The sequence below is a fragment of the Glaciihabitans tibetensis genome (genome assembly GCF_003003265.1).
Classification (GTDB): domain Bacteria; phylum Actinomycetota; class Actinomycetes; order Actinomycetales; family Microbacteriaceae; genus Glaciihabitans; species Glaciihabitans tibetensis.
In genome coordinates this window covers 83,135-103,266 of record NZ_PVTL01000001.1, presented here as the reverse complement: position 1 = coordinate 103,266, position 20,132 = coordinate 83,135, and the positions used below count along the sequence as shown (strand labels likewise).

General features: G+C 65.1%; 15 protein-coding genes. 6 read left to right on the top strand and 9 right to left on the bottom strand.

Translation table 11 applies throughout. The annotated features are described in order from the left end of the window. Positions 1 to 64: 64 nt before the first annotated feature. Both glgX and ybaK read left to right on the top strand, forming a co-directional pair. Complete coding sequence (glgX, locus tag B0I08_RS00490) at positions 65 to 2,125, top strand: glycogen debranching protein GlgX (protein WP_106208766.1); 2,061 nt, start codon at positions 65 to 67, stop codon at positions 2,123 to 2,125. A gap of 21 nt (positions 2,126 to 2,146) precedes the next feature. After that, positions 2,147 to 2,623 carry a Cys-tRNA(Pro) deacylase gene (ybaK, locus tag B0I08_RS00485; RefSeq protein WP_106208764.1) on the top strand — a complete coding sequence of 159 codons (477 nt, stop codon included), beginning with the start codon at positions 2,147 to 2,149 and terminating at the stop codon, positions 2,621 to 2,623. Positions 2,624 to 2,797: 174 nt separating this feature from the next. On the opposite strand, the gene glgP is transcribed toward ybaK, so the two are convergent. Next, positions 2,798 to 5,353 (bottom strand): alpha-glucan family phosphorylase, encoded by a 2,556-nt coding sequence (gene glgP / locus B0I08_RS00480; protein ID WP_106208762.1) that lies wholly within the window; start codon positions 5,351 to 5,353, stop codon positions 2,798 to 2,800. Between the two features lie 127 nt (positions 5,354 to 5,480). Here glgP and B0I08_RS00475 point away from each other — a divergent pair, with 127 nt between their 5' ends. Together B0I08_RS00475 and glgB are read left to right on the top strand one after the other, a co-directional pair. Further along, positions 5,481 to 7,556, top strand: a complete 2,076-nt coding sequence (locus B0I08_RS00475; protein WP_425432981.1) for a maltotransferase domain-containing protein — start codon at positions 5,481 to 5,483, stop codon at positions 7,554 to 7,556. After that, entirely contained in the window at positions 7,556 to 9,730 is a 2,175-nt protein-coding gene (gene glgB / locus B0I08_RS00470; protein WP_106208760.1) for a 1,4-alpha-glucan branching protein GlgB, read from the top strand. Before B0I08_RS00475 ends, glgB begins: the two co-directional genes overlap by 1 nt. A 224-nt stretch (positions 9,731 to 9,954) precedes the next feature. On the opposite strand, the gene B0I08_RS00465 is transcribed toward glgB, so the two are convergent. Together B0I08_RS00465 and B0I08_RS00460 are read right to left on the bottom strand one after the other, a co-directional pair. Continuing rightward, on the bottom strand, positions 9,955 to 10,866 hold the full coding sequence (locus tag B0I08_RS00465; RefSeq protein WP_106208758.1) for a tetratricopeptide repeat protein: 912 nt from the start codon (positions 10,864 to 10,866) through the stop codon (positions 9,955 to 9,957). Then, complete coding sequence (locus B0I08_RS00460; RefSeq protein WP_106208756.1) at positions 10,863 to 12,653, bottom strand: DUF8094 domain-containing protein; 1,791 nt, start codon at positions 12,651 to 12,653, stop codon at positions 10,863 to 10,865. The genes B0I08_RS00465 and B0I08_RS00460 overlap by 4 nt, the downstream gene beginning before the upstream one ends. A gap of 283 nt (positions 12,654 to 12,936) precedes the next feature. Between B0I08_RS00460 and B0I08_RS00455 the strand changes: the two genes are divergently transcribed. Together B0I08_RS00455 and B0I08_RS00450 are read left to right on the top strand one after the other, a co-directional pair. After that, positions 12,937 to 14,889 carry a coiled-coil domain-containing protein gene (locus B0I08_RS00455; RefSeq protein ID WP_106208754.1) on the top strand — a complete coding sequence of 651 codons (1,953 nt, stop codon included), beginning with the start codon at positions 12,937 to 12,939 and terminating at the stop codon, positions 14,887 to 14,889. Positions 14,890 to 14,907: 18 nt separating this feature from the next. After that, positions 14,908 to 15,957 carry an AI-2E family transporter gene (locus B0I08_RS00450; protein WP_106208752.1) on the top strand — a complete coding sequence of 350 codons (1,050 nt, stop codon included), beginning with the start codon at positions 14,908 to 14,910 and terminating at the stop codon, positions 15,955 to 15,957. A 51-nt stretch (positions 15,958 to 16,008) separates the two neighbouring features. Here the strand turns inward: B0I08_RS00450 and B0I08_RS00445 are convergent, their stop codons facing one another. The 6 genes from B0I08_RS00445 to frr form a co-directional block, all read right to left on the bottom strand. Then, entirely contained in the window at positions 16,009 to 16,716 is a 708-nt protein-coding gene (locus B0I08_RS00445; RefSeq protein ID WP_106209916.1) for an alpha/beta hydrolase, read from the bottom strand. Between the two features lie 2 nt (positions 16,717 to 16,718). Then, complete coding sequence (locus B0I08_RS00440; RefSeq protein WP_106208750.1) at positions 16,719 to 17,024, bottom strand: hypothetical protein; 306 nt, start codon at positions 17,022 to 17,024, stop codon at positions 16,719 to 16,721. A gap of 218 nt (positions 17,025 to 17,242) precedes the next feature. Then, positions 17,243 to 17,806 carry an aggregation-promoting factor C-terminal-like domain-containing protein gene (locus B0I08_RS17960; RefSeq protein ID WP_425432980.1) on the bottom strand — a complete coding sequence of 188 codons (564 nt, stop codon included), beginning with the start codon at positions 17,804 to 17,806 and terminating at the stop codon, positions 17,243 to 17,245. A 253-nt stretch (positions 17,807 to 18,059) separates the two neighbouring features. Beyond that, complete coding sequence (locus B0I08_RS00430; RefSeq protein ID WP_106208747.1) at positions 18,060 to 18,611, bottom strand: DivIVA domain-containing protein; 552 nt, start codon at positions 18,609 to 18,611, stop codon at positions 18,060 to 18,062. A 14-nt stretch (positions 18,612 to 18,625) separates the two neighbouring features. After that, positions 18,626 to 19,573, bottom strand: coding sequence for a phosphatidate cytidylyltransferase (locus B0I08_RS00425; protein WP_106208745.1), 948 nt, complete (start codon positions 19,571 to 19,573; stop codon positions 18,626 to 18,628). Next, positions 19,573 to 20,127 (bottom strand): ribosome recycling factor, encoded by a 555-nt coding sequence (gene frr / locus B0I08_RS00420; RefSeq protein ID WP_106208743.1) that lies wholly within the window; start codon positions 20,125 to 20,127, stop codon positions 19,573 to 19,575. The genes B0I08_RS00425 and frr overlap by 1 nt, the downstream gene beginning before the upstream one ends. Between the last annotated feature and the right edge of the window lie 5 nt (positions 20,128 to 20,132).

Below are 20,132 nucleotides of genomic sequence, written 5' to 3'. Positions count from 1 at the left end.
AGGAATCCTTAGGGCAGAACGGCCCGGAACATCGCGGACTCGTGCAGTAACTACTCTAGGTCCCATGCCTGATTCCGATCCGTTGCGCGCCCTTGGCGTAACCGCGACAAGCCAGGGCGGCGAGCTGCGTGTCTGGTCACAGCACGCCACCGCCATGGAACTGTGTCTTTTCTCCGAGCGCGACGCGAGTTGGCTCGACTCGGTCGTGCCCATGACTCGCGATTCTGCCGGGGTGTGGGTCGGCGCCTCGGCCGCGTTGGTTCCTGGCGCTCGATACGCCGTGCGGGCGTCCGGCCCCACGGGCGCAACGCACCGATTCGATCCGACGAGGGTGCTGCTCGATCCCTACTCCCGCGGGCTCGCACGCACGCCGAACGGCGATTGGCGTTCCTTCGTGCAGGATGATTCGTTCGACTGGGGCGGCGTGGTCAAGCCGCAGGTCCCCCTGGATTTCACGGTCATCTACGAGGCCCACGTCCGCGGGCTGTCCCGGTTGAATCCAGATGTTCCCGAAGAGCTCCGCGGCACCTACGCCGGGCTCGCGCACCCCAGCACGATCGAGTACCTCAAGGACCTCGGGGTGACGACGGTGCAACTGCTCCCGATCCACCAGTCGGTGAGCGAGCAACGCCTGATCAAGCAGGGACTGACGAACTACTGGGGCTACAACACGCTCAACTTCTTCTCTCCGCACTACGCCTACGCGACCCGGACGGCGCAGGCCGCGGGCGCCGGGGCAGTGCTGCGCGAGGTTAAGGGAATGGTGAAACTGCTCCACGCGGCGGGCCTCGAGGTCATCCTCGACGTCGTCTACAACCACACCGCAGAAGAGGGACCGACGGGACCCACCACCTCCCTGCGTGGCCTCGACAATGCCAGCTACTACCGGCAGCTCGCCGACGGCGAGTACATCGACGTCACGGGCTGCGGCAACACCGTCGACTTTTCCCACCCCGTCCCCCAGCGCCTCGTGATGGACTCGCTGCGCTACTGGGCAAACGAGGTGCAGGTCGACGGCTTCCGGTTCGATCTTGCCGCAACGCTCGGCCGTGATGCCCGCGTCGAATACGATCCCGGCCATCCGCTGCTGGACGCCATCGTGAACGACCCCGCGCTCGCGGGTGTAAAAATGATCGCCGAACCGTGGGACGTCGGAAGCGGCGGGTGGCAGGTGGGCAACTTCCCCGTCGGTTTCCACGAATGGAACGATGGTTACCGCGACCGGGCGAGGGATTTTTGGCTGTCGGATGTCGCGTCCGCCCGCCACAACGGCGATGCCAAGCAGGGTATTGGCGGATTTGCCCGCCGCTTCGCGGGTTCGTCGCATGTGTTCACCGAGAAGCGCGGCCCGCTCGCGTCCGTGAACTTCATCACCGCCCACGACGGCTTCACCCTCGCCGACCTGACCGCCTACGACGAGAAGCACAATCTCGGCAATGGCGAGAAGAACCGGGACGGGTCTAACGACAACCACTCCTTCAACCACGGCGTCGAGGGACCGACCGGGTCCACTGCGGTACTCGCGGCTCGGCGCAAGGCCATTCGTAACCTGTTGGGCACGCTGCTGCTGTCTTCGGGAATTCCGATGCTCACCGCGGGCGACGAGTACGGGCGCAGCCAGCGTGGTAACAACAACGCGTACTGTCACGACACCGAGTTGACCTGGCTGTCCTGGAGGGAGCGCGAGCCCTGGCAGCTCGAGCAGGTGAAGATCGCCCGGGATCTCCTGCGGCTGCGTCGGGAGAATCCCGCGCTACGCCCGGTGCGGTTCGGGCGCGCCGCCGAGACGGTTCCGTCGGCGTCGCAGATGGACTGGTACAACACCGAAGGATTGTCGATGAGCGAGGCCGACTGGAACTCGCCCGCCGCACGCACCCTGCAGTACCTCGCCGCCTCCACCCCCGAGTTCGAGGAACTGAACCGCATCCTGCTCATCGTTCACGGGCTGGAGAACGACATAACGGTGACGCTCCCCCAACACGCCGACGTTGCGGGATACAGCCTGCTCTGGGACTCCGCGAGAGAATCCGCGCCAGAAAGGCCTGGCGAGCAGGAGACTCACCACGCGCCGGGCTCCGAGCTCACGGTCGCGGGCACCTCGATGATCCTGCTGCGCGCCTACTGACCGCACTGGCACACTGGGCTTATGGCCCTCGGAACCCCCGCGACGGTCGCACTTGAGGCGGCCGGTATTTCGTTTTCCTCCCACTCCTATACCCACGACGCTGCGAACCGCAATTTTGGGCTCGAAGCGGCGTCCGAGCTGGGACTCGACGCTGAACAGGTGTTCAAGACGCTGATGACCGAGGTCGACGGGCGCCTGGTGGTCGCTATCGTGCCCGTGGCCGGCAAACTCGATCTCGGCGCACTCGCCGCGGCCGTGTCCGGTAAGCGAGCCTCAATGGCCGATCCGGCCGTGGCTCAACGCAAGACGGGATACGTCCTCGGCGGAATCAGCCCGATCGGACAGAAAACGCGCCTTCCCACTGTGCTCGATGAAACAGCGGAGCTTTTCGAGACAATATTCGTCTCGGGCGGGCGCCGGGGTTTCGACATCGGTTTAGCTCCAGCGGACCTGCTGCGCATCACCGACGGCATCACGGCACCGATCGCCCGCGACTGACGCGGGCTGGTGGGACTGACGAGGTCTGGGTGGGACTGACGAAGTCTGGTTAGGACCGACGACGTCTGGTTAGGACTGACGCGGTCGTGACGCGGGCGGCTCGACCCACGGGCAGGCGGCGTGGCCTGCGCGCGGGTCGCGCGTCCTGCGCGACCCGCGCGTCGACCGTTCCGTCTAGTGGGCGACCGCGATCAGTCCGAGCTCCGCGGGGGTGGCCAGCAGATCGTTGGATGGAACAACCCGCACGTTGTAGCCGAAGCTCCCCGGGCGTGCCAGCTCGACGGTGCCGACGAATACCGCGGCCTGCCCAAGCTCGTGACTCTCGAAAGTCAGAGCGAGTCGCCGTATTTTGGTCAGCTCGTCGCCAGTCTGCGCCTTGCCGTAGACCACCTCGACCTTGACGTCTTCCGGAGCCAACGGACCGAGCTCGACAAGCGCTCGCACGTGCAGCCAGTCACCGACCTGCGGCGTCGTATCGACTCCCCCTGACTCGACGTGAGTGACCTGGACGCTCGGCCAGGCCTCGCGCACCCGCGCTTTCCACGCCGAAAGCTCGCGTGCTGGACCGTACGACGAGGCACTGATGGTGCGCTCGGCGTGGGAAGCCGGCACATACAGCCGGGTGACGTACTCCTGCACCATTCGGTCTGCGCTCAACGGCTGCGACAGGGTCGACAACGTGTGACGTATCGAGGACACCCAGCGCTCCGGAACGTCATAATCGTTTCGGTCGTAGAACCGTGGAGCGATCTGGTGCTCGATGATGTCGTACATTGCCTCGGCCTCGAGCGTGTCACGCTCGCCGCTGTCCACCGCGCTGTCGGCGGTGGGAATGGCCCACCCGTTCTCCTGGTCGTAGAACTCTGCCCACCAGCCGTCGAGGATCGACAGGTTGAGCGAGCCGTTCAGCGCCGCCTTCATTCCGCTGGTGCCGCAGGCCTCGAGCGGTCGCAGCGGGTTGTTCAGCCATACGTCGGTGCCGGGGTACAGCACCTGCGCCATCGCGATATCGTAGTTGGGCAGAAAAACGATGCGGTGCCGTACGTCCGCTCCCGCAGCAAATTGCGTCAGCTTCTGGATCAGGCGCTTGCCCTCCTCATCCGCGGGGTGCGACTTGCCCGCGATGACGATCTGGATAGGCCGGGTCGGGTGCAGCAGCAGAGCCCTCAGCCGCTCGGGGTCGTGCAACATGAGGGTCAGGCGCTTGTACGTCGGCACCCGACGGGCGAAGCCGATGGTGAGCACCCTCGGGTCGAGTATCCGATCGATCCAGCCGGGGCTGCCGACCCCGGGATTCTCCTCCGACCATGCCGCCGCGACGCGCTCGCGCGCATCCGCAACCAGCTGGGCGCGCATCTGCCCACGCACGTTCCACAGGTCGGCGCTGGTGACGGCAGAAGAATTCCAGTCGGCCGTTGTCGTGTCGGTGCTGCCGAGGCGGTCTGAGGCGAGCTCCATCAGCAGCGGGTCCGTCCAGGTCGGCGCGTGCACGCCGTTGGTGACGGATGCGATGGGCACGTCGTCCTGGTCGAAGTCGGGCCACAGGGCACCGAACATCCCGCGGGACACGTGGCCGTGCAACTGCGAAACGCCGTTCGCACGTTGTCCCAGGCGCAGGCCCATGACCGCCATGTTGAACGTGTTCGGGGTCCCACCGTCATAGTCTTCGGCGCCGAGGCTCAGCACCGCGGCCGTGTCGACGCCCGGGAGCAAGTCGGCGGAGAAATAGCGCGCGATGAGGGAGCTTTCGAACCGGTCGATGCCGGCGGGAACAGGGGTGTGGGTTGTGAAGACCGTACCCGCGCGCACCACCTGCAGTGCCTCGTCGAACGACAAGCCGTTGCCGATGAGGTCGCTGATGCGCTCCAGGCCGAGGAAACCGGCATGGCCTTCGTTTGTGTGGAACACCTCGGGTTCGGCGACGCCGGTGAGCTCGGTGAACGCCTTGATGGCGCGTACGCCGCCGATGCCGAGCAACAGCTCCTGCAGCAGGCGGTGCTCTCCCCCGCCGCCGTACAGCCGGTCGGTCACCGACCGCAGCGCGTCCTCGTTCTCCGGGATGTCGGTGTCGAGCAGCAACAGCGTGATGCGACCGACCGCAACCTGCCAGATGCGTGCGCGCATCGCCCGGCCGTCGGGCAGAGCGAGCGTCACCTGTGCCGCGGTGCCGTCGGGGTTGCGCAGCACCCGCAGCGGCAGGCCATCGGGGTCGAGCACCGGGTATGTCTCCTGCTGCCATCCCTCGCGCGAGATCGCCTGGCGGAAGTACCCCGCCCGGTAGAACAGTCCGACGCCGATGATGGGTACGCCCAGGTCGGACGCGCTCTTCAGGTGATCGCCCGCGAGGATTCCGAGACCGCCGGAGTACTGCGGCAGCGCTGCGGCGATACCGAACTCGGGTGAGAAGTAGGCGATCGTGCTCGGCGCATCCTCGAGCCCCTGGTACCAGCGTGGCTCGGTCAGGTACGCGTGCAGGTCGTCACGCAGCGCGTTGGCCCGCTCGACGAACTCGGTATCGTCTGCGAGCTGCTGCCAGCGCGCTGGCTCGACGGCACCCAGGAGTCCGACGGGATCGTGACCAATCTCGTCCCAGACTTCCGGAGCAATCGACGCAAACAGCTGCCGGGTCGGATGATGCCAGGACCAGCGCAAATTCGTGGCGAGTTCCTCAAGCGAAATCAGCGCTTCAGGAAGAACGGTGTGCACGGTAAATCGTCGGATTGCCTTCACCCTGCCACCCTAATGCCCGGGCGAGATCTGACGACATAGGCGCCTGTGACTTCGCCCTATAGACGAGCAAGTCTTGACGACAAGCGCGCGAGCTGCCCGCTGAGGGTCGATTTAGCGGTACGGTCGAATCGTGGCGAAACCAGTAGACGGCATCGCAGCCGCACCAGAAAACACAGTCGAGCGTGAGTCTTATGAACCGCGAATCGGGCGCATTCCGATTCGTCATCTGAGGCCCCAACAACCCGAGAACAGGTGGCAGGCGAAAGCCTTTGCCGGAGAAGTTGTGCCCTTTGGCGCGACGGTCTTCCGCGAGGGCCACGATCAGCTGGGCGTTGAGCTGCAGCTGACGTCCCCCTCCGGTACCGAGACCACCCATCGGATGCACCCGGGAGCGCCCGGGCTTGATCGGTGGGAGGTGGATGTCCAGGTTCCAGCTGCCGGCCAGTGGCGGTACCGCGTGCACGCGTACAGCGACGACTGGGCCAGCTGGCTGCACAACGCCGAAATCAAGATTCCGGCGGGTATCGACGTCGAATTGATGTTCCGAATGGGGGTCGAGCTCCTCGGACGCGCCGGTATACAGAAGATTGTCAAGGACACGATCCGGATCTTCAAAGACAAGACCCTCTCGCCCGCAGATCGATTGGCTGCGGCAAGCGACCCGCGGCTGACCGCACTCATTGCCGACCGTCCGATCGCGAGCCTCGACACCCTCAGCGCTGAGCTGACCTTGCGCGTGGAACGCACGCGCGCAGCGGTGGGTAGTTGGTACGAGTTCTTCCCGCGCAGCGAAGGCGCCCGCAAAAATGCGGACGGTTCGTGGACGAGTGGCACGTTCCGCTCCGCCGAACTGCGCCTGCCTGCGATTGCGCACATGGGCTTCGAGGTCGTATATCTGCCCCCGATCCACCCGATCGGTCAGACCTTCCGCAAGGGGCCCAACAACACCCTCAACCCCGGCCCGCACGACCCCGGCTCCCCCTGGGCGATCGGAAGCGCGGCTGGCGGGCACGACGCAATCCATCCGGAGCTCGGTACCATCGAGGACTTCTCCTCCTTCCTCGACGCCGCGCGCAAGCAGGGCCTTGAGATCGCTATCGACCTCGCCCTGCAGTGCTCACCCGACCATCCCTGGGTGACGGAGCATCCGGAATGGTTCACGTCACTGCCGGACGGATCAATCGCCTACGCCGAGAACCCGCCGAAGAAGTACCAAGACATCTACCCGATCAACTTCGACAATGACCCGATCGGGCTGCGCGAAGAGATCCTGCGGATCGTCAAGTACTGGATTGGCATCGGCGTCTCCATCTTTCGCGTCGACAATCCGCACACCAAGCCGCTCCAGTTCTGGGAGTGGCTGCTGCACGAGGTCAACACCGAGTTCCCCGACGTGGTCTTCCTCGCCGAGGCATTCACGCGCCCGGCGATGCTGGGTTCGCTCGGAGCCGTGGGGTTCCAGCAGTCGTACACGTACTTCACGTGGCGCAACACGAAGGAAGAGCTCACCGAGTTCCTCACCGGTATCGCCCACGACACCGCGGACTACCTTCGTCCGAACCTCTTTGTGAACACGCCGGACATCCTCACGGAGTACCTACAGTTCGGCGGCCCGGCAGCCTACAAGGTGCGCGCCGCGATCGCAGCGACCGGGTCACCCACCTGGGGCGTCTACTCCGGTTACGAGCTGTATGAAGATGTTGCCCGCCCGGGCAGCGAAGAGAACATCGACAACGAGAAGTTCGAGTTCAAGCCGCGCGACTACGCCGCGGCCGAGCAGCGTGGTGCATCCCTGTCGCCCTACCTGACACAGCTGAACAAGATCCGTGCCGCACATCCCGCGTTGCGCCAGCTGCGCAACCTCGAGGTGCACTGGAGCGACGACGACTCAATCCTTGTGTACACGAAGTATTTGGCCGGTGAGTTCACCCGCTCGGGCAAAGCCGACGGCATCATTGTCGTCGCCAACGTGGATCCCCATTCCGTTCGGGAGACAACCATCCACCTCGACCTGTCCAAGCTGGGCCTGCCTGCAGGGGGCACGTTCGAGGTGAAGGACCTGCTGACCGACCAGAGGTTCACCTGGGGTAGCGACAACTACGTGCGCCTGGACGCGTTCTACGAGCCCGTGCACATTCTCTCCGTCGACTACACCCCCGCAGCCGCGGGACCATCCGACTCTCCACAGCCAAAGGACGCCTAATGGCCGAGCTGCACTCGCTTCCTGAGCTCCACCCCGGGCTCATTGCTTCCCTCGTACAGGGCATCCACCCCCGTCCGCACGACACGCTCGGCCAGCACCAGATTGACGGCGGCTTTGTCATTCGTGCCGTTCGTCCCCTCGCCTGGACCGTGACGGCCGTTCAGGCCGACGGTACCCGGGTTCCGCTGCGTCACACCGCGGAGGGACTCTGGGAGGGTTTCGCGGCCGGTTCGGGCCAGGCTTACACACTCGAAACGACCTACGACAACGGTGCGCCCTGGATCAGCGATGACCCGTACCGATTTGTGCCTTCGGTTGGCGAGGTCGACCTGTACCTGTGGGGCGAAGGCCGCCACGAACAAATCTGGAAGGTGCTGGGGGCTCACTACCGCCCCCACGAGGATGTCCTCGGAACGTCGTTCAGCGTCTGGGCGCCTCATGCAACCGCTGCCCGCGTTCTCGGCGACTTCAACGGCTGGGACGGCGTGCTGTACGCGATGCGTCGTCTGGACGACAATGGCGTGTGGGAGCTCTTCATCCCGGGCCTTGCTCCCGGGAACAACTATCGGTTTGAGCTGCGTACCTCCAGTGGGGAATGGGTCAGTCGTTCCGATCCGATGGCTCGGCACACGGAGCATCCCCCGGCAAATGCCTCTGTAGTCGGCGAGACGAAACACGTCTGGGACGACGCTGCCTGGCTGGCGACCCGCGGCGCGACCGATGCCATCAACTCCGCTATGAGCGTGTATGAGATGCACGTCGGCTCCTGGCGTCCCGGTCTCGGCTACCGCGATTTGGCCGATCCGCTGATCGAGTACCTCGAGGAAACCGGCTTCACTCACGTCGAGTTCATGCCGCTTGCGGAGCACCCGTTCGGCGGTTCCTGGGGCTACCAGGTCACCGGGTACTACGCGGCGACCAGCCGGTTCGGACACGCCGACGACCTCAAGTATCTGATCGACCGGCTGCACCAGGCCGGCATCGGCGTGATCATGGACTGGGTACCCGGGCACTTCCCCAAGGACGAGTGGGCTCTGGCCAGGTTCGACGGGCAGCCGCTGTACGAACACTCCGATCCGCGGCGAGGCGAGCAGCCCGACTGGGGCACGCTGATCTTCAACTTCGGCGACTCTCAGGTGCGCAACTTCCTGGTCGCCAACGCGCTGTACTGGCTTGAGGAATTTCACATCGACGGCCTCCGCGTGGATGCCGTCGCGTCCATGCTCTACCTGGATTATTCACGCGAGGGGGATGACTGGCTGCCGAACAAGTACGGCGGACGGGAAAACCTCGAGGCGATCACCTTCCTTCAGGAGGTCAACGCGACCGCGTACAAGCGCAACCCGGGCATCATCATGATCGCCGAAGAATCCACGTCGTGGGGCGGAGTGACGGCCCCGACGTCGGGCGGCGGACTCGGGTTCGGAATGAAGTGGAACATGGGCTGGATGCACGACACGCTCCAGTACATGCAGTTCGATCCGATGTACCGCTCGCACCACCACAACGACATCACCTTCAGCTTCCTGTACGCGTACAGCGAGAACTTCATGCTGCCGATCAGCCACGACGAGGTCGTGCACGGTAAGGGCTCGCTCCTCGCGAAGATGCCCGGTGACCAGTGGCAGAAACTCGCCAACCTCCGTGCCTACCTCGCCTTCATGTGGGCGCACCCCGGCAAGCAGCTGATCTTCATGGGCCAGGAGTTCGGCCAGCTGTCGGAGTGGAGCGAAGAGCGCGGACTCGACTGGTGGATCCTCGACCAGCCGGTGCACCAGGGCCTGTTGAAGCTCGTAGGAGCACTGAACCACATCTACCGTGCCGAGCCGGCTCTCTGGCAGCAGGACAACTCGCCGAGCGGATTCGAGTGGATCGAGGGTGGTGACGCCGAGCACAACGTGGTGTCGTTCCTTCGGTGGGACACGGACGGGCAGCCCATTGCGATCTTCATGAACTTCAGTGGCGCGCCCGTGGGTCCGTACCGCACCGGTTTGCCCTTCGCAGGCACGTGGGACGAACTGCTCAACACCGACGCCGTCGAGTACGGCGGATCGGGCGTAGGCAACTACGGGTCTGTCACGGCCGTCGACGAGCCGTGGGCGGGTCGGCCGGCATCCGCCGACCTCACCCTGCCGCCTCTCGCCGGGCTCTGGCTGAAGCTCCGTAAGGAGTAGCGGCCACCGGGGCTTGTCGCCTCGCGCAGCAAAAGCGAAGGGCGCCACCGATCGGTGGCGCCCTTCGCTGTGTTCGGGTAAATGCTGTGGCGGCGGAATGCAGCATTAGCGCGTCGCAGAGTTAGCGCGTCGCAGAGTTAGCGCGTCGCAGAGTTAGCGCGTCGCAGAGTTAGCGCGTCGCAGTGCAGCGCGTCGGAATGCAGCGTTAGCGCGTCGCAGTGCCGTCAGTACAGCAGGCCGGTGAGCCGGCGACGGCCCGCGATGACCCGCGGGTCGTCCGCGCCAGCGATCTCGAAGTACTCCAGCATGCGCGTGCGCACGGCAGTCTTGCCGTCCGCGTCAAGGGTCGGAAACAGGGTGAGCAGGCGATCGAACGCGTCTTCGAGGTGTCCCCCGCTGACGTCGAGATCTGCAACGGCCAGTTGCGCCGTGACATCCGCCTGATCGGTCGCAGCCGCACTTCGCACCTCATCGAGGCTGACCCCGTCGAGGCGATGGAGCAGAGAGACCTGCGCGAGGCCGGCGACGGCGAGGCTATCGCGCGGGTTCTGCGCGATAGCGGTCTTGTACTCGGCGATCGCAGCCTCATAGTTGCCGGCTGCGATGGCGTCGAACGCCTCCTGGTGGTGGGGCGGAAGCGGCTCTTCCACCGGCTCGACCGCCGGGGCATCGCCCGCCGGGACCACGCCGGTCACGCCGTTTTTCGCCGCAAGCTCGAGCACCTGGTCAAGCACCTGACGAACCTCAGCATCGGGATAGGCTCCGACGTACAGCTGCACGGGACGGCCGCCGACAACCGCAGCGACCGTCGGGATCTGGGTGACCTGGAACGCCTGCGCGAGCTGGGGGTTCGCCTGCCCGTCGACGGTGGCGAGAACGATCCGGCCGCCGTATGACTCAACGATTGGTCCGAGCTGCGCTGCAACGCCCTGCCCGTAGAACTCGACAACCACCGGCACGGTGTTGGAGAGTTCGAGCACCTGCGTGAACGACGCGTCATCGGCCGCGAGCACCACGGTCGACGATGTGCCGCCCTCAGGCGCGGCAACGGGCGTCGGGGCCGGTCGCGGGTTCACAAGCGACGAGAGGTCGACTGCGCCGCGCATGCTCGCAGGGCTGAGAGGAACGTTGGTCACGGAAGCTCCTTCGCTGAGACCAGGCTCCGCGAGAATCCGAGGAGTTTCACCTGGCCGGGGGTGTTTGCGGACGGAATGTAGAACAACAGCTCTGCGCTGTACGTGCCGACCACGCCGGTAGTGCTCTTGTCTTTGCCAAGCAAAGCTTTAGTAGCGCCCGCGGTGAGGGCCGCGGCGCCGGCCTTGACGGGCTTGACCTCGTCCGTCTGGTTCACCTGCACGGCGACGATCGCGCCAGAGTCGGCGGTGGTCATGCCGAGAACCCTGCCCGTGCCCACGCTGTCGGTGAGGGTCTCCGTTGCCGTGGTCGACAGCTCCTGGATGCGGGTGGTCTTCGCGGGAAGGCCGGAGGCCGTGTACAGCGAGTCGACGGTCAGGTCGAACTGGGCGAAGAATTCACTTGCGGTGTCCTTCATAAGCACGTCCACGTACGCGCCGGCGACCGCGGACGGCGCCATCTGCAGGAACTTGCTGTCCGGAGACACGAGGGCCGCGCCCACGCTGGGCTGAGCGGTGCCCGGCACCACGATGCCCGCGAGCAGCGAAACTGCATACTCGACCTTGTAATTGGAGCGAGGATCATCCTGCACCAGCATCATCGCGGTCGGCGCCGCCACAGCAACCGCGGGGTCGGCGTCAGCCGCTGCGGGCTCCTGAACGACCGCAAAGATGGTGCGCGGGAACTCGCTGGACTGTTGCGGAAGCACCAGTTCGACGGTCTCGGACGGAATTTCGGTCGGCGTTCCCGCGGCGGCCGCGTCAACTGCGGCGATGTCGTAGTTCGCCGAACGAAGCTCGAGCGCCGGACCCGTCATGCGGGTGGCAAGAAGCGCCTTGTCGCGGGTGGAATCGGCCTGCGCGACGACCGCGCCGATGTCACTGATGATGCTCGTAGCCTGCGCCTCGGTGACCGAGGGCACTTCGATTTCGGACTCGGCACCGTCGGTGGGAGTGGGGGTGGGAGAGGCGGATGTCACGCCGTCAGCCATCGGCCAGATACCGGCACTGCACCCCGACAGCGCTACCGCGCCCGCGAGTAGCAACGGAAGGGAAACAGCGACCCGACGGTTGCGATGGCTACGTCCGGTGGTGAGCGCCTTGGGACGTTTCGCTTTGACGGGCTTGTACCGCGGCTGACGCGGGAGTTTAGGCATTTTGGGTGATTTCTGTTGGGTGCGCCGGGGGCCACGGGACTTGCGCACGTGGGTGAGCCCCCAGATGAGGAATATGAGGCCGAGCAGCAGGAAACCCGCACCGGCAATCATGAGGGGCCCGGCGGATTGCGAGGTGTTGTCGAGCGGCCAGCTGACGCTGATGTCGCTCGGAGCGGCGGCCGTGCCATCAGAGATGGCGACAATCGAGACGTCCTCCGGAAGGTTGACGCGAATGCGCATCGGGGACTCGGCGGAGTACTCACGCAGCCACAGGTCGGAGCCGGCCAACGCAGGGACGGTCTCTTCTGAGCCGGATTCAACGGTCGAGACCAGCTCGCCGCTTTCTTCGTCGTAAGTGATGAGGGTGTAACTCGCGTCGCCCACCCATGCGAGCACATCGCCGGTCTTGCCGTATGCGGCCGAGACAGTGGGGGCGCCGTCGATTTTGACCGTTTGGGACTGCGCGTTGGCATTCAGCGCGCTTCCGTCGATGATGGTCACGGGCGTCTGGCTTGTTTCTGTGGTCGACGCAGTGACCTCGTCTGGCCCTGCGAGGAAGGTGCGCTGACCAATCCCCAGACCGATCATCAGGGCCGCGAGTACAAAACTGACTATGGCGAGAACAAATCGCACGGGTAACTCCTTTCGTGCTGCCCTGCCCTGGGGTTGGTCAGGCACCCTCCGTCGCAGTGGAACTGGACGCTCGCATCAGGGGCGAGAGGAGGGATCCAACGGGAAAACGCCGAAGGATGGCAACGTCAAAGACATTTCAGAATAGCTGATGCCCCGGATTTGCACCTAACCCAGCATCTGGGAATCATCTGACAGCGCAATCGCCCGGGCGGTAACACCGAATGCGCTCGCTTCGAACGGCTCGCTAAACTCGTCACAGTTTGAATGACTTTAGGGAGACCCCGTGGCTGCTGACGATGCAGATTTCGGTTCAGAACTTCGCGGCTACCGTAAAGAAGAGGTAGACCGCGCGGTCCAAAATCTCAGGCGTGACCTCATTAAGGCAAATGCCGATCGCGCGGAGGCCGCGAAAGAGGCGAAGCGGCTCGCAGCCGTCGCCGAGGACCTCCAGGCGGAGCTCGACGAGGCGGGCACACCGACCTACGCCGGGCTCGGAACTCGCCTCGAAAGCACGCTTCGCGTCGCCGAGGAACAGTCCACCAGGCTGATCAGCCAGGCCGACATTGACGCCGAAAAGCTGCGCAGGTCGGTGCAGGTCGACGTGCAGCGACTCGTCAGGGACGCGACCGACGAAGCGGAAAAGAAGCTGTCGGACGCCACAACGGCTGCCGCGCAGCTGCGCGACGCCGCGCGAACCGAAGCGGACCAGCTTCTTCGTGGGACCACCGAGCAAGGCGAAACACTCGTCAGCGGCGCAATGAAAGAAGCGGCAGCCATTCGCGGCGCCGTTGCCACCGAAGCGGCCGAACTCCGCGCCACCACGAAGCGGGAAGCTGCGGCCATTCGCGCCGCGGCCGAACGGGAAGTAGCCGAACTCGCCGCGGTCGCGGCCCGCGAGGCGAGCGAAGCGCGGGAGAATGCGGCGATCCTCGCCCGCGAGACTGAGCTGGGGCGTATCGACTACGAATCGCAAAACGCTCGCCTCCGCGGCGATCTCGCCCGCGACATCGAGCAGGGGCGCACCGACCTCGCCAGGGAGCTGGAGACCGGACGCGCCGCACTCGCCCTCGAATTCGACACCGCGAACACTCGTCTTGCCAACGAGACGGAGGCCGCACGGGCCGCGCTCGCTGGTGAGATGGCGGCGGCCTACGCCACTTTGGACAACGACACCGCAGCGCGTCGCACCGAGATCGACAACGAGCTGCTCGCCCGAACCACGGAGTTCGAGATTGAGATGTCGACCAGGCGCACGGCCCTCGAGAACGAGATTTCTGCCGGCCGCGAGGCGCTCGATATCGAGATTGGCAGCGCCAGAAGCGAGCTGGTGAACGAGATCACCACCGCACGCACCGAGCTGACGAATGAGATCGCCACCCAGCGCACCGAGCTGGCGAATGAGACCGTGGCTGCTCGCGCGGCGATTGACAGCGAGAACTCGCGTGCCCGCGCCGCCCGAGAGGGAGAGGCCGAAGCCACCCGGGCAGCTCTCGACGCTGAGCTCATTGCGGCGCGCGCACTGCTCGACAGCGAGTCGGCCACTGCCCGCGCGGACATCGAGGCGGAGGTGGCCGCTGCACGGACTTCGGTCGCGGCCGAAGTCGCCGCCGCGCGCGCCGAGGTCGACGCCGAGAGTGTGGAAGCGCGTCGGATCCTTGCGCACGATGTGGAGCAGGAGCGCACCGACCTTGTCCGCGACGTCGAACGACAGCGCTCAGAGCTCGCGCTCGAGTTGGAAACCGTTCAGGCCAAGATTGCCTTCGATCTCGATGAGACCCGATCGACCATTGCCCGCGAGACGGAGCAGGCGCGCATTGACCTCGACGTGGAGCTGAAGGCCCGTCGCGACGAGGCTGAGAGGGACGCGCTTACCCGCCAACAGGAGGCAAGCGCGCAAACCCAGAAGTACCTCGACGAGGCGCAGGCCCAGCTCAACGACGCGATCGCCCGGGCGACAGAGAAGCGGCTCGAGGCGGTCACCGCCGAGGCATTCGCCACAGAACAGCTGCGAACCGCGCGCGAACGCGCCGAAGCGACCGCGCGCGAGATCTTGGACGACGCCGACTCTCGTGCCAAGGCGATGGTGAACGACGCTGAGGAGCGCACCACCCGCCTGGTCACTGAATCCGAGGATCGCCTCGCCACGATCCGGCTGGAGCGCGAGGCCGTGGCAGGATACTTCGAGAGCCTGCGCGGGGTATTGTCGCAGGCAGAGAAGGCAACAAACCAGGACTGATGCGGCGAGGGGCCCAGCTTGAAAATCCATAACGCGTTCAGCATCGGGCTCTTCGGCGGACTCGGCGTCATTGTTGCGCTGGGGATCGGCGCTGCCGTGGGAAACCTGGCCACGATCCTCACCTATGTCGGAGCGGCGCTGTTCATCGCGCTCGGCCTCGACCCGTTGGTGTCCTTCCTCGAGCGGCACAAATGGAAGCGCTCCCTGGCCATTCTCACCGTCCTGGCGGGCGTACTCGGGGCCTTCACCGGTCTGGTGTTCGCAATCATCCCTGTGGTCACCGATCAGATCACGACCCTTGTCGCGCAGCTTCAGACAATCATCCCCACGGTCTTCACCCCCGGGTTCCGGGACGACTTACAAGAGACGATCCCGTGGCTCGACGTCGACACGGTGTTCAACCAGGCAGACAGCTTCCTGCAGGATCTGGACGTGCTGAGCATTGGCGGCGGGGTCCTCGCTGCCGGCGTCACCATCGCGAACGCCGTATTCGGCACCATCATCGTGCTGATTCTGACCCTCTACTTTGTGTCGTCGCTGGCATCCATCAAGCGTGCCCTGTTCCAGCTCGTTCCCGCCTCGAAGCGTGCGCAATTCGTTGACCTCGCGGAGCAGGTCAGCGCATCCGTCGGCCGCTTCGTGATGGGCCAGGGCGCACTGGCGCTGGTCAACGGCGTGCTCTCGTTCATCCTGCTCACCTTCGTCTTCCAGGTGAAATATTCGGCGCTGCTCGCCTTCATCGCGGTGATCGGATCGCTCATTCCCCTCGTGGGAACGCTCACCTCGGCGATCGTCATCACCCTGGGCGTTCTGCTCTTCGAGGGTCCGGGGTGGCAGGTCGTTGCCGTAGGGATCTACTACCTCGTCTACATGCAGGTAGAGGCCTACGTGATCAGCCCGCGCATCATGAACTCGGCCGTTCAAGTGCCGGGAGTCGTTGTGGTGCTCGCGGCACTCATCGGCGGCACCCTGCTCGGCGTCCTGGGCGCTCTCGTGGCCATTCCCGTCGCCGCCTCGGTACTGCTCATCATCAAACAGGTGTTCGTGCCGCGCCAGAATGCGCTCTGACGCATCGCGCGCGTCCGCTGACGCACCGGACGCGCTCTGAGGGCCCTGCCGCTACTCCCAGACGGCGGGTAGCGGCAGCGCGGCAGGATTCACGCGCGCGACGATCTCGTCGAGCACTCGTTTAGTCTGGGTCTCCCCAACCCAGAGGTGCTTTCCGCCCTCGACGCCGACGATGTCGCAGCTGGGGACGGACGCGAACCGCTCCGCAGCTTCGGCGGGCCGCAGGTAATCGTCAAACTCCGGTACCAGCACGAGCAATTCCTTGCCGCTGGCCTCCCACGCGGCGATCTCCTCAGGCGACGTTCGGTGCAGCGGCGGAGAAAGCAGGATCGCGCCATCCACCGCATGACGAAGCCCAAACTTGAGGGCAACTTCTGTTCCGAACGACCACCCGAGGAGCCAGGGATGGGGCAGCCCGCGGGCGGTGACGAAGTCCATCGCGGCAGCCAGGTCGGCGGCCTCAGCGATTCCCTCGCCGAACTCGCCTTCCGATCGCCCGCGCGGGGACGTCACGCCGCGAAAGTTGAAGCGCAATACGGCCACGTCCGCGAGCGCGGGCAGCCTGGCCGCCGCCTTTCGCAGAATGTGAGAGTCCATAAAACCGCCGTGGGTGGGGAGCGGATGCAGCGACACGAGGGTCGCGACGGGCGCACCCGACTCCGGCAGCGCCAATTCGCCGACCAAGGTGAGGCCGTCCGAGGTGGTCAGCTCAATGTCTTCACGCACGGCGGGCAGCTCGACTGCGCCGCGAATCTCGATGGTCACGGCTTGATCCTCCAACAGTGGGTGTGCCAGTGCCTGCGGGCGGCAATGTCATCTGCCTCGCCCATTATTCCGTCTGCCCGCCAGGCGACGGTGTGGGCAACACCCGGGGCGATGTCACGTCCGCAGGATGGACAGGTGTAGTGCTTTGTGGCGGATGCTGCGGCCACGCTCTGTGCGGTCCACGCACCATCGCGCTTGTAGGTGTTCTCGCGTCGCCCAGCCAGCGCGCGGGACAAGTCCAGCCCGTCGTCGTCATCGCCGCGGCCCTGACGGGGTCCGCGGGGACGATTGGATCGAGGCATACCCACCAGCTTAGGCGTACGCGCGATTCGGCCATGCTCGTCGATCTGCTGCGACACTCCTGAAACTATGCTGGAACTCTGCGGAAACTCTGCTGGAATGCTGCTGAAACGCGGCCGAAAACACCAACGGCGCCGGCGGGAAAACCCCGCCGACGCCGTCTAATGCTTATTTCTCGATCCAGCAAACCCGAGACACGGCGCACACGGCCGTGAGTGGGTCAGTACCAGCCGACCGCCTGCGAGTGGGTCCAGGCGCCGCACGGAGTCTGGTAACGCCCCGAGATGTACCCGAGGCCCCACGAGATCTGTGTTGCGGCGTTCGTGGCCCAGTCAGCGCCCGCGGACGCCATCTTGCTGCCGGGAAGAGACTGCGGAATGCCGTAGGCACCGCTGGACTTGTTCTGCGCGTACATGTTCCAGCCCGACTCCTTGTTCCAGAGCGAGACCAGGCAGTTGTACTGCGCGTCATCCCAGCCGCGCGCACTGACCATTTCCAGTGCCACGGCCTTGGCCGATCCGGGATCCGGTGTGCCCGCAGCCGGGGCAGCAGAGGACGAGGAGCGGGAAGACGAAGAAGACGACGATTTCGTCGGCTCAACCTCCGCAACCACCACGGGTGGTGGCGGCGGCGGCGGTTCTTCGATGGTGTAGTCATCCAGAGCCGTGTCAACCGCGTACCCATCGGCAACGACAAGGGTCTGGGTGGGCTGGTTCGACTCCCACTCAGAGGGCAGCGCTGCAGCAGCGTAGGCACCGGAGTACGGGTCCACGACCACGACCATCACCATGGCGGCGGTTGCGAATGACGCGAGCGCGGGGAGGAAGAACGGCGAACGACGCGACTTACGCGGCGCAGGGCGCTGTACTCCGGATACCGGAGTAGCGACGGCGGTGCCAGTCGTGCGCGTGGCCGCAGGGGTCCTTGAAAGTGAAGTCCGGGTCGCGGAAGGCTGACCGTGGGACGACACAGTTATCGAATGTTTACCCATAGGTCGGCTAATTTACCTCATAATTGCGAGATTGCCCAAGTTCGTTTTAGCGGACGGCCAGCATGACGTCGATTACGGCGTCCAGAAGCAGGTCGACCTGCGCTTCGGAATAGCCCCCACGCCTGCTGCGGAATGCGGCTCCGCGCACCTCGTCAACGCTCATCGGCGTGCCATCCTGAAAATATCCCGTGAGTTGGTCACCGAAGGCATCGACGTCCGTGGGATGGTATCCCGTCGAGAGCGGTCCCACCCGGTCGAAACGGTGCGCGGCCGGGCGGTCCAGCCGGTCCAGGATCTCCTGTGCGGTGTCACGCGCACGCTCAAACCAGGTTGCGTCGCCCACCTCCGCTGAGACCTGATCCCGCTCCCTGCCGGCGAATGCGTCCTCCAGACGCTCCAGTGCGGAGTCGACATGGGTGGTCGAGTATCCGCCCTTTTCGAGGTCAAACGCGACACGACGGATGCTCTCCGCACTGACTACGCTCGGCTCGCCCCGCTCGGCGGTGTACGCCCGCCGCGCTTCTTCGAGGAAATCCTCTACCTGGTCGACGTTGTACCCCAGTCGGGGCCGACGGACGCGCGGAAAAGTTGTGCTCACCGGACTATCTTGCCCTACGCGAATATCAGGTAAAACGCATACGCGGCTGCCGCGGACGGCAACACCGAATCGACGCGGTCAAGAAAGCCCCCGTGGCCGGGCAACCACGTACTGATGTCCTTGATACCGAGATCTCTCTTGATCAGGGACTCGGACAGGTCGCCAAGGGTCGCGGTGAGAGCGAGGACCACGCCAAACAGCAATCCCACCCAGACCGGCTGCTGGATCATGAACACGGCGACCAGGATGCCCGAGATCACGGCCGCGGCCACTGAGCCGATAAAACCCTCCCAGGTCTTCTTCGGACTGATCCGCGGCGCCATCTTGTGTTTGCCCAGGAGCAACCCGCTCGCGTACGCACCGATGTCGGTAGACACAACGACGACCAAGAATCCCAGCGCCCACCACTCGCCACCCTCGTGGCCCGCCAGGAGCAGCGCGAAACTCCCGAGGAACACAACATAGCCCTGCACGAAGATGCCAGCGAAGATGTCCTTCACAACTTCCGCGCGGGGGGCGCGGTGTTTCGGCCAGAGCGTCTCCACAACGCGCCACACCGACACGAGAGCCATCCCGGCAAGGGTCACAAGCCAGTGACCGTCCTCGAGCCAGTAGAAGGACGCGGGACCCACGGCCAGCGCGGCGACGACGGTCGCAATGCGGGGCACGTCGCGTCCGGCAAAGCGGAGCGCGCTGGCGAGCTCGAACGCGGTGAAGACCAGAAGCGCGCCCGCGAATACGACGAACAGGTCTTTGACCAAGAGCAGGCTGACCAGCAGTCCGCCACCGAGGCCGAGTCCGATGAGAATCGCCATCGGCAGGTTACGGCCCGCGCGCTTTTCGAGGCGAGCGTTCGAGGCACGCACTTGGGCCTCGATGTCCGCAACGGTCGCTTCAAATTCGGCGCGCGAATGACCCCGCTTCTTCAAGCGGGGAGGCGGGCCGTCCGGCGCCTCAGTCATCAGACCTCGAGCAGCTCGATCTCTTTACGCTTTAACGCTTCGTCGATCGCGTCGACGTGCGCCTTGGTCACACCCTCGAGGTCCTTCTCGGCACGAGCGAGCTCGTCCTCACCGACCTCGCTCTTCAGAGCGTCGAGGTCGTCTTTCGCCCGACGGCGGATGTTGCGGATGGCAACCTTGGCATCTTCGCCCTTGCTGCGCACGAGCTTGACGAATTCCTTGCGGCGGTCCTGCGTGAGCTCGGGCAGCGTGACCCGAATGACCTCACCGTCGTTCCCCACGTTTGCGCCGAGGTTAGGCACGTTGACGAGCGCTTTTTCGATCTCTTTCAGCGCGGTCTTGTCGTACGGCGTGACGAGTAGCGTGCGCGCCTCGGGGTTCTGCATCGAGGCGAGCTGCGCCAAAGGGGTGGGGCTTCCGTAGTAGTCCACGAGCACCTTCTGAAAAAGGGCGGGGTTGGCGCGACCGGTGCGCACGGTGCCAAAGTCATCCTTGGCGACCTCGACGGCCTTGTTCATCTTGTCTGTGGCCTCGGTCATTACGTCGCTAATCACGTATC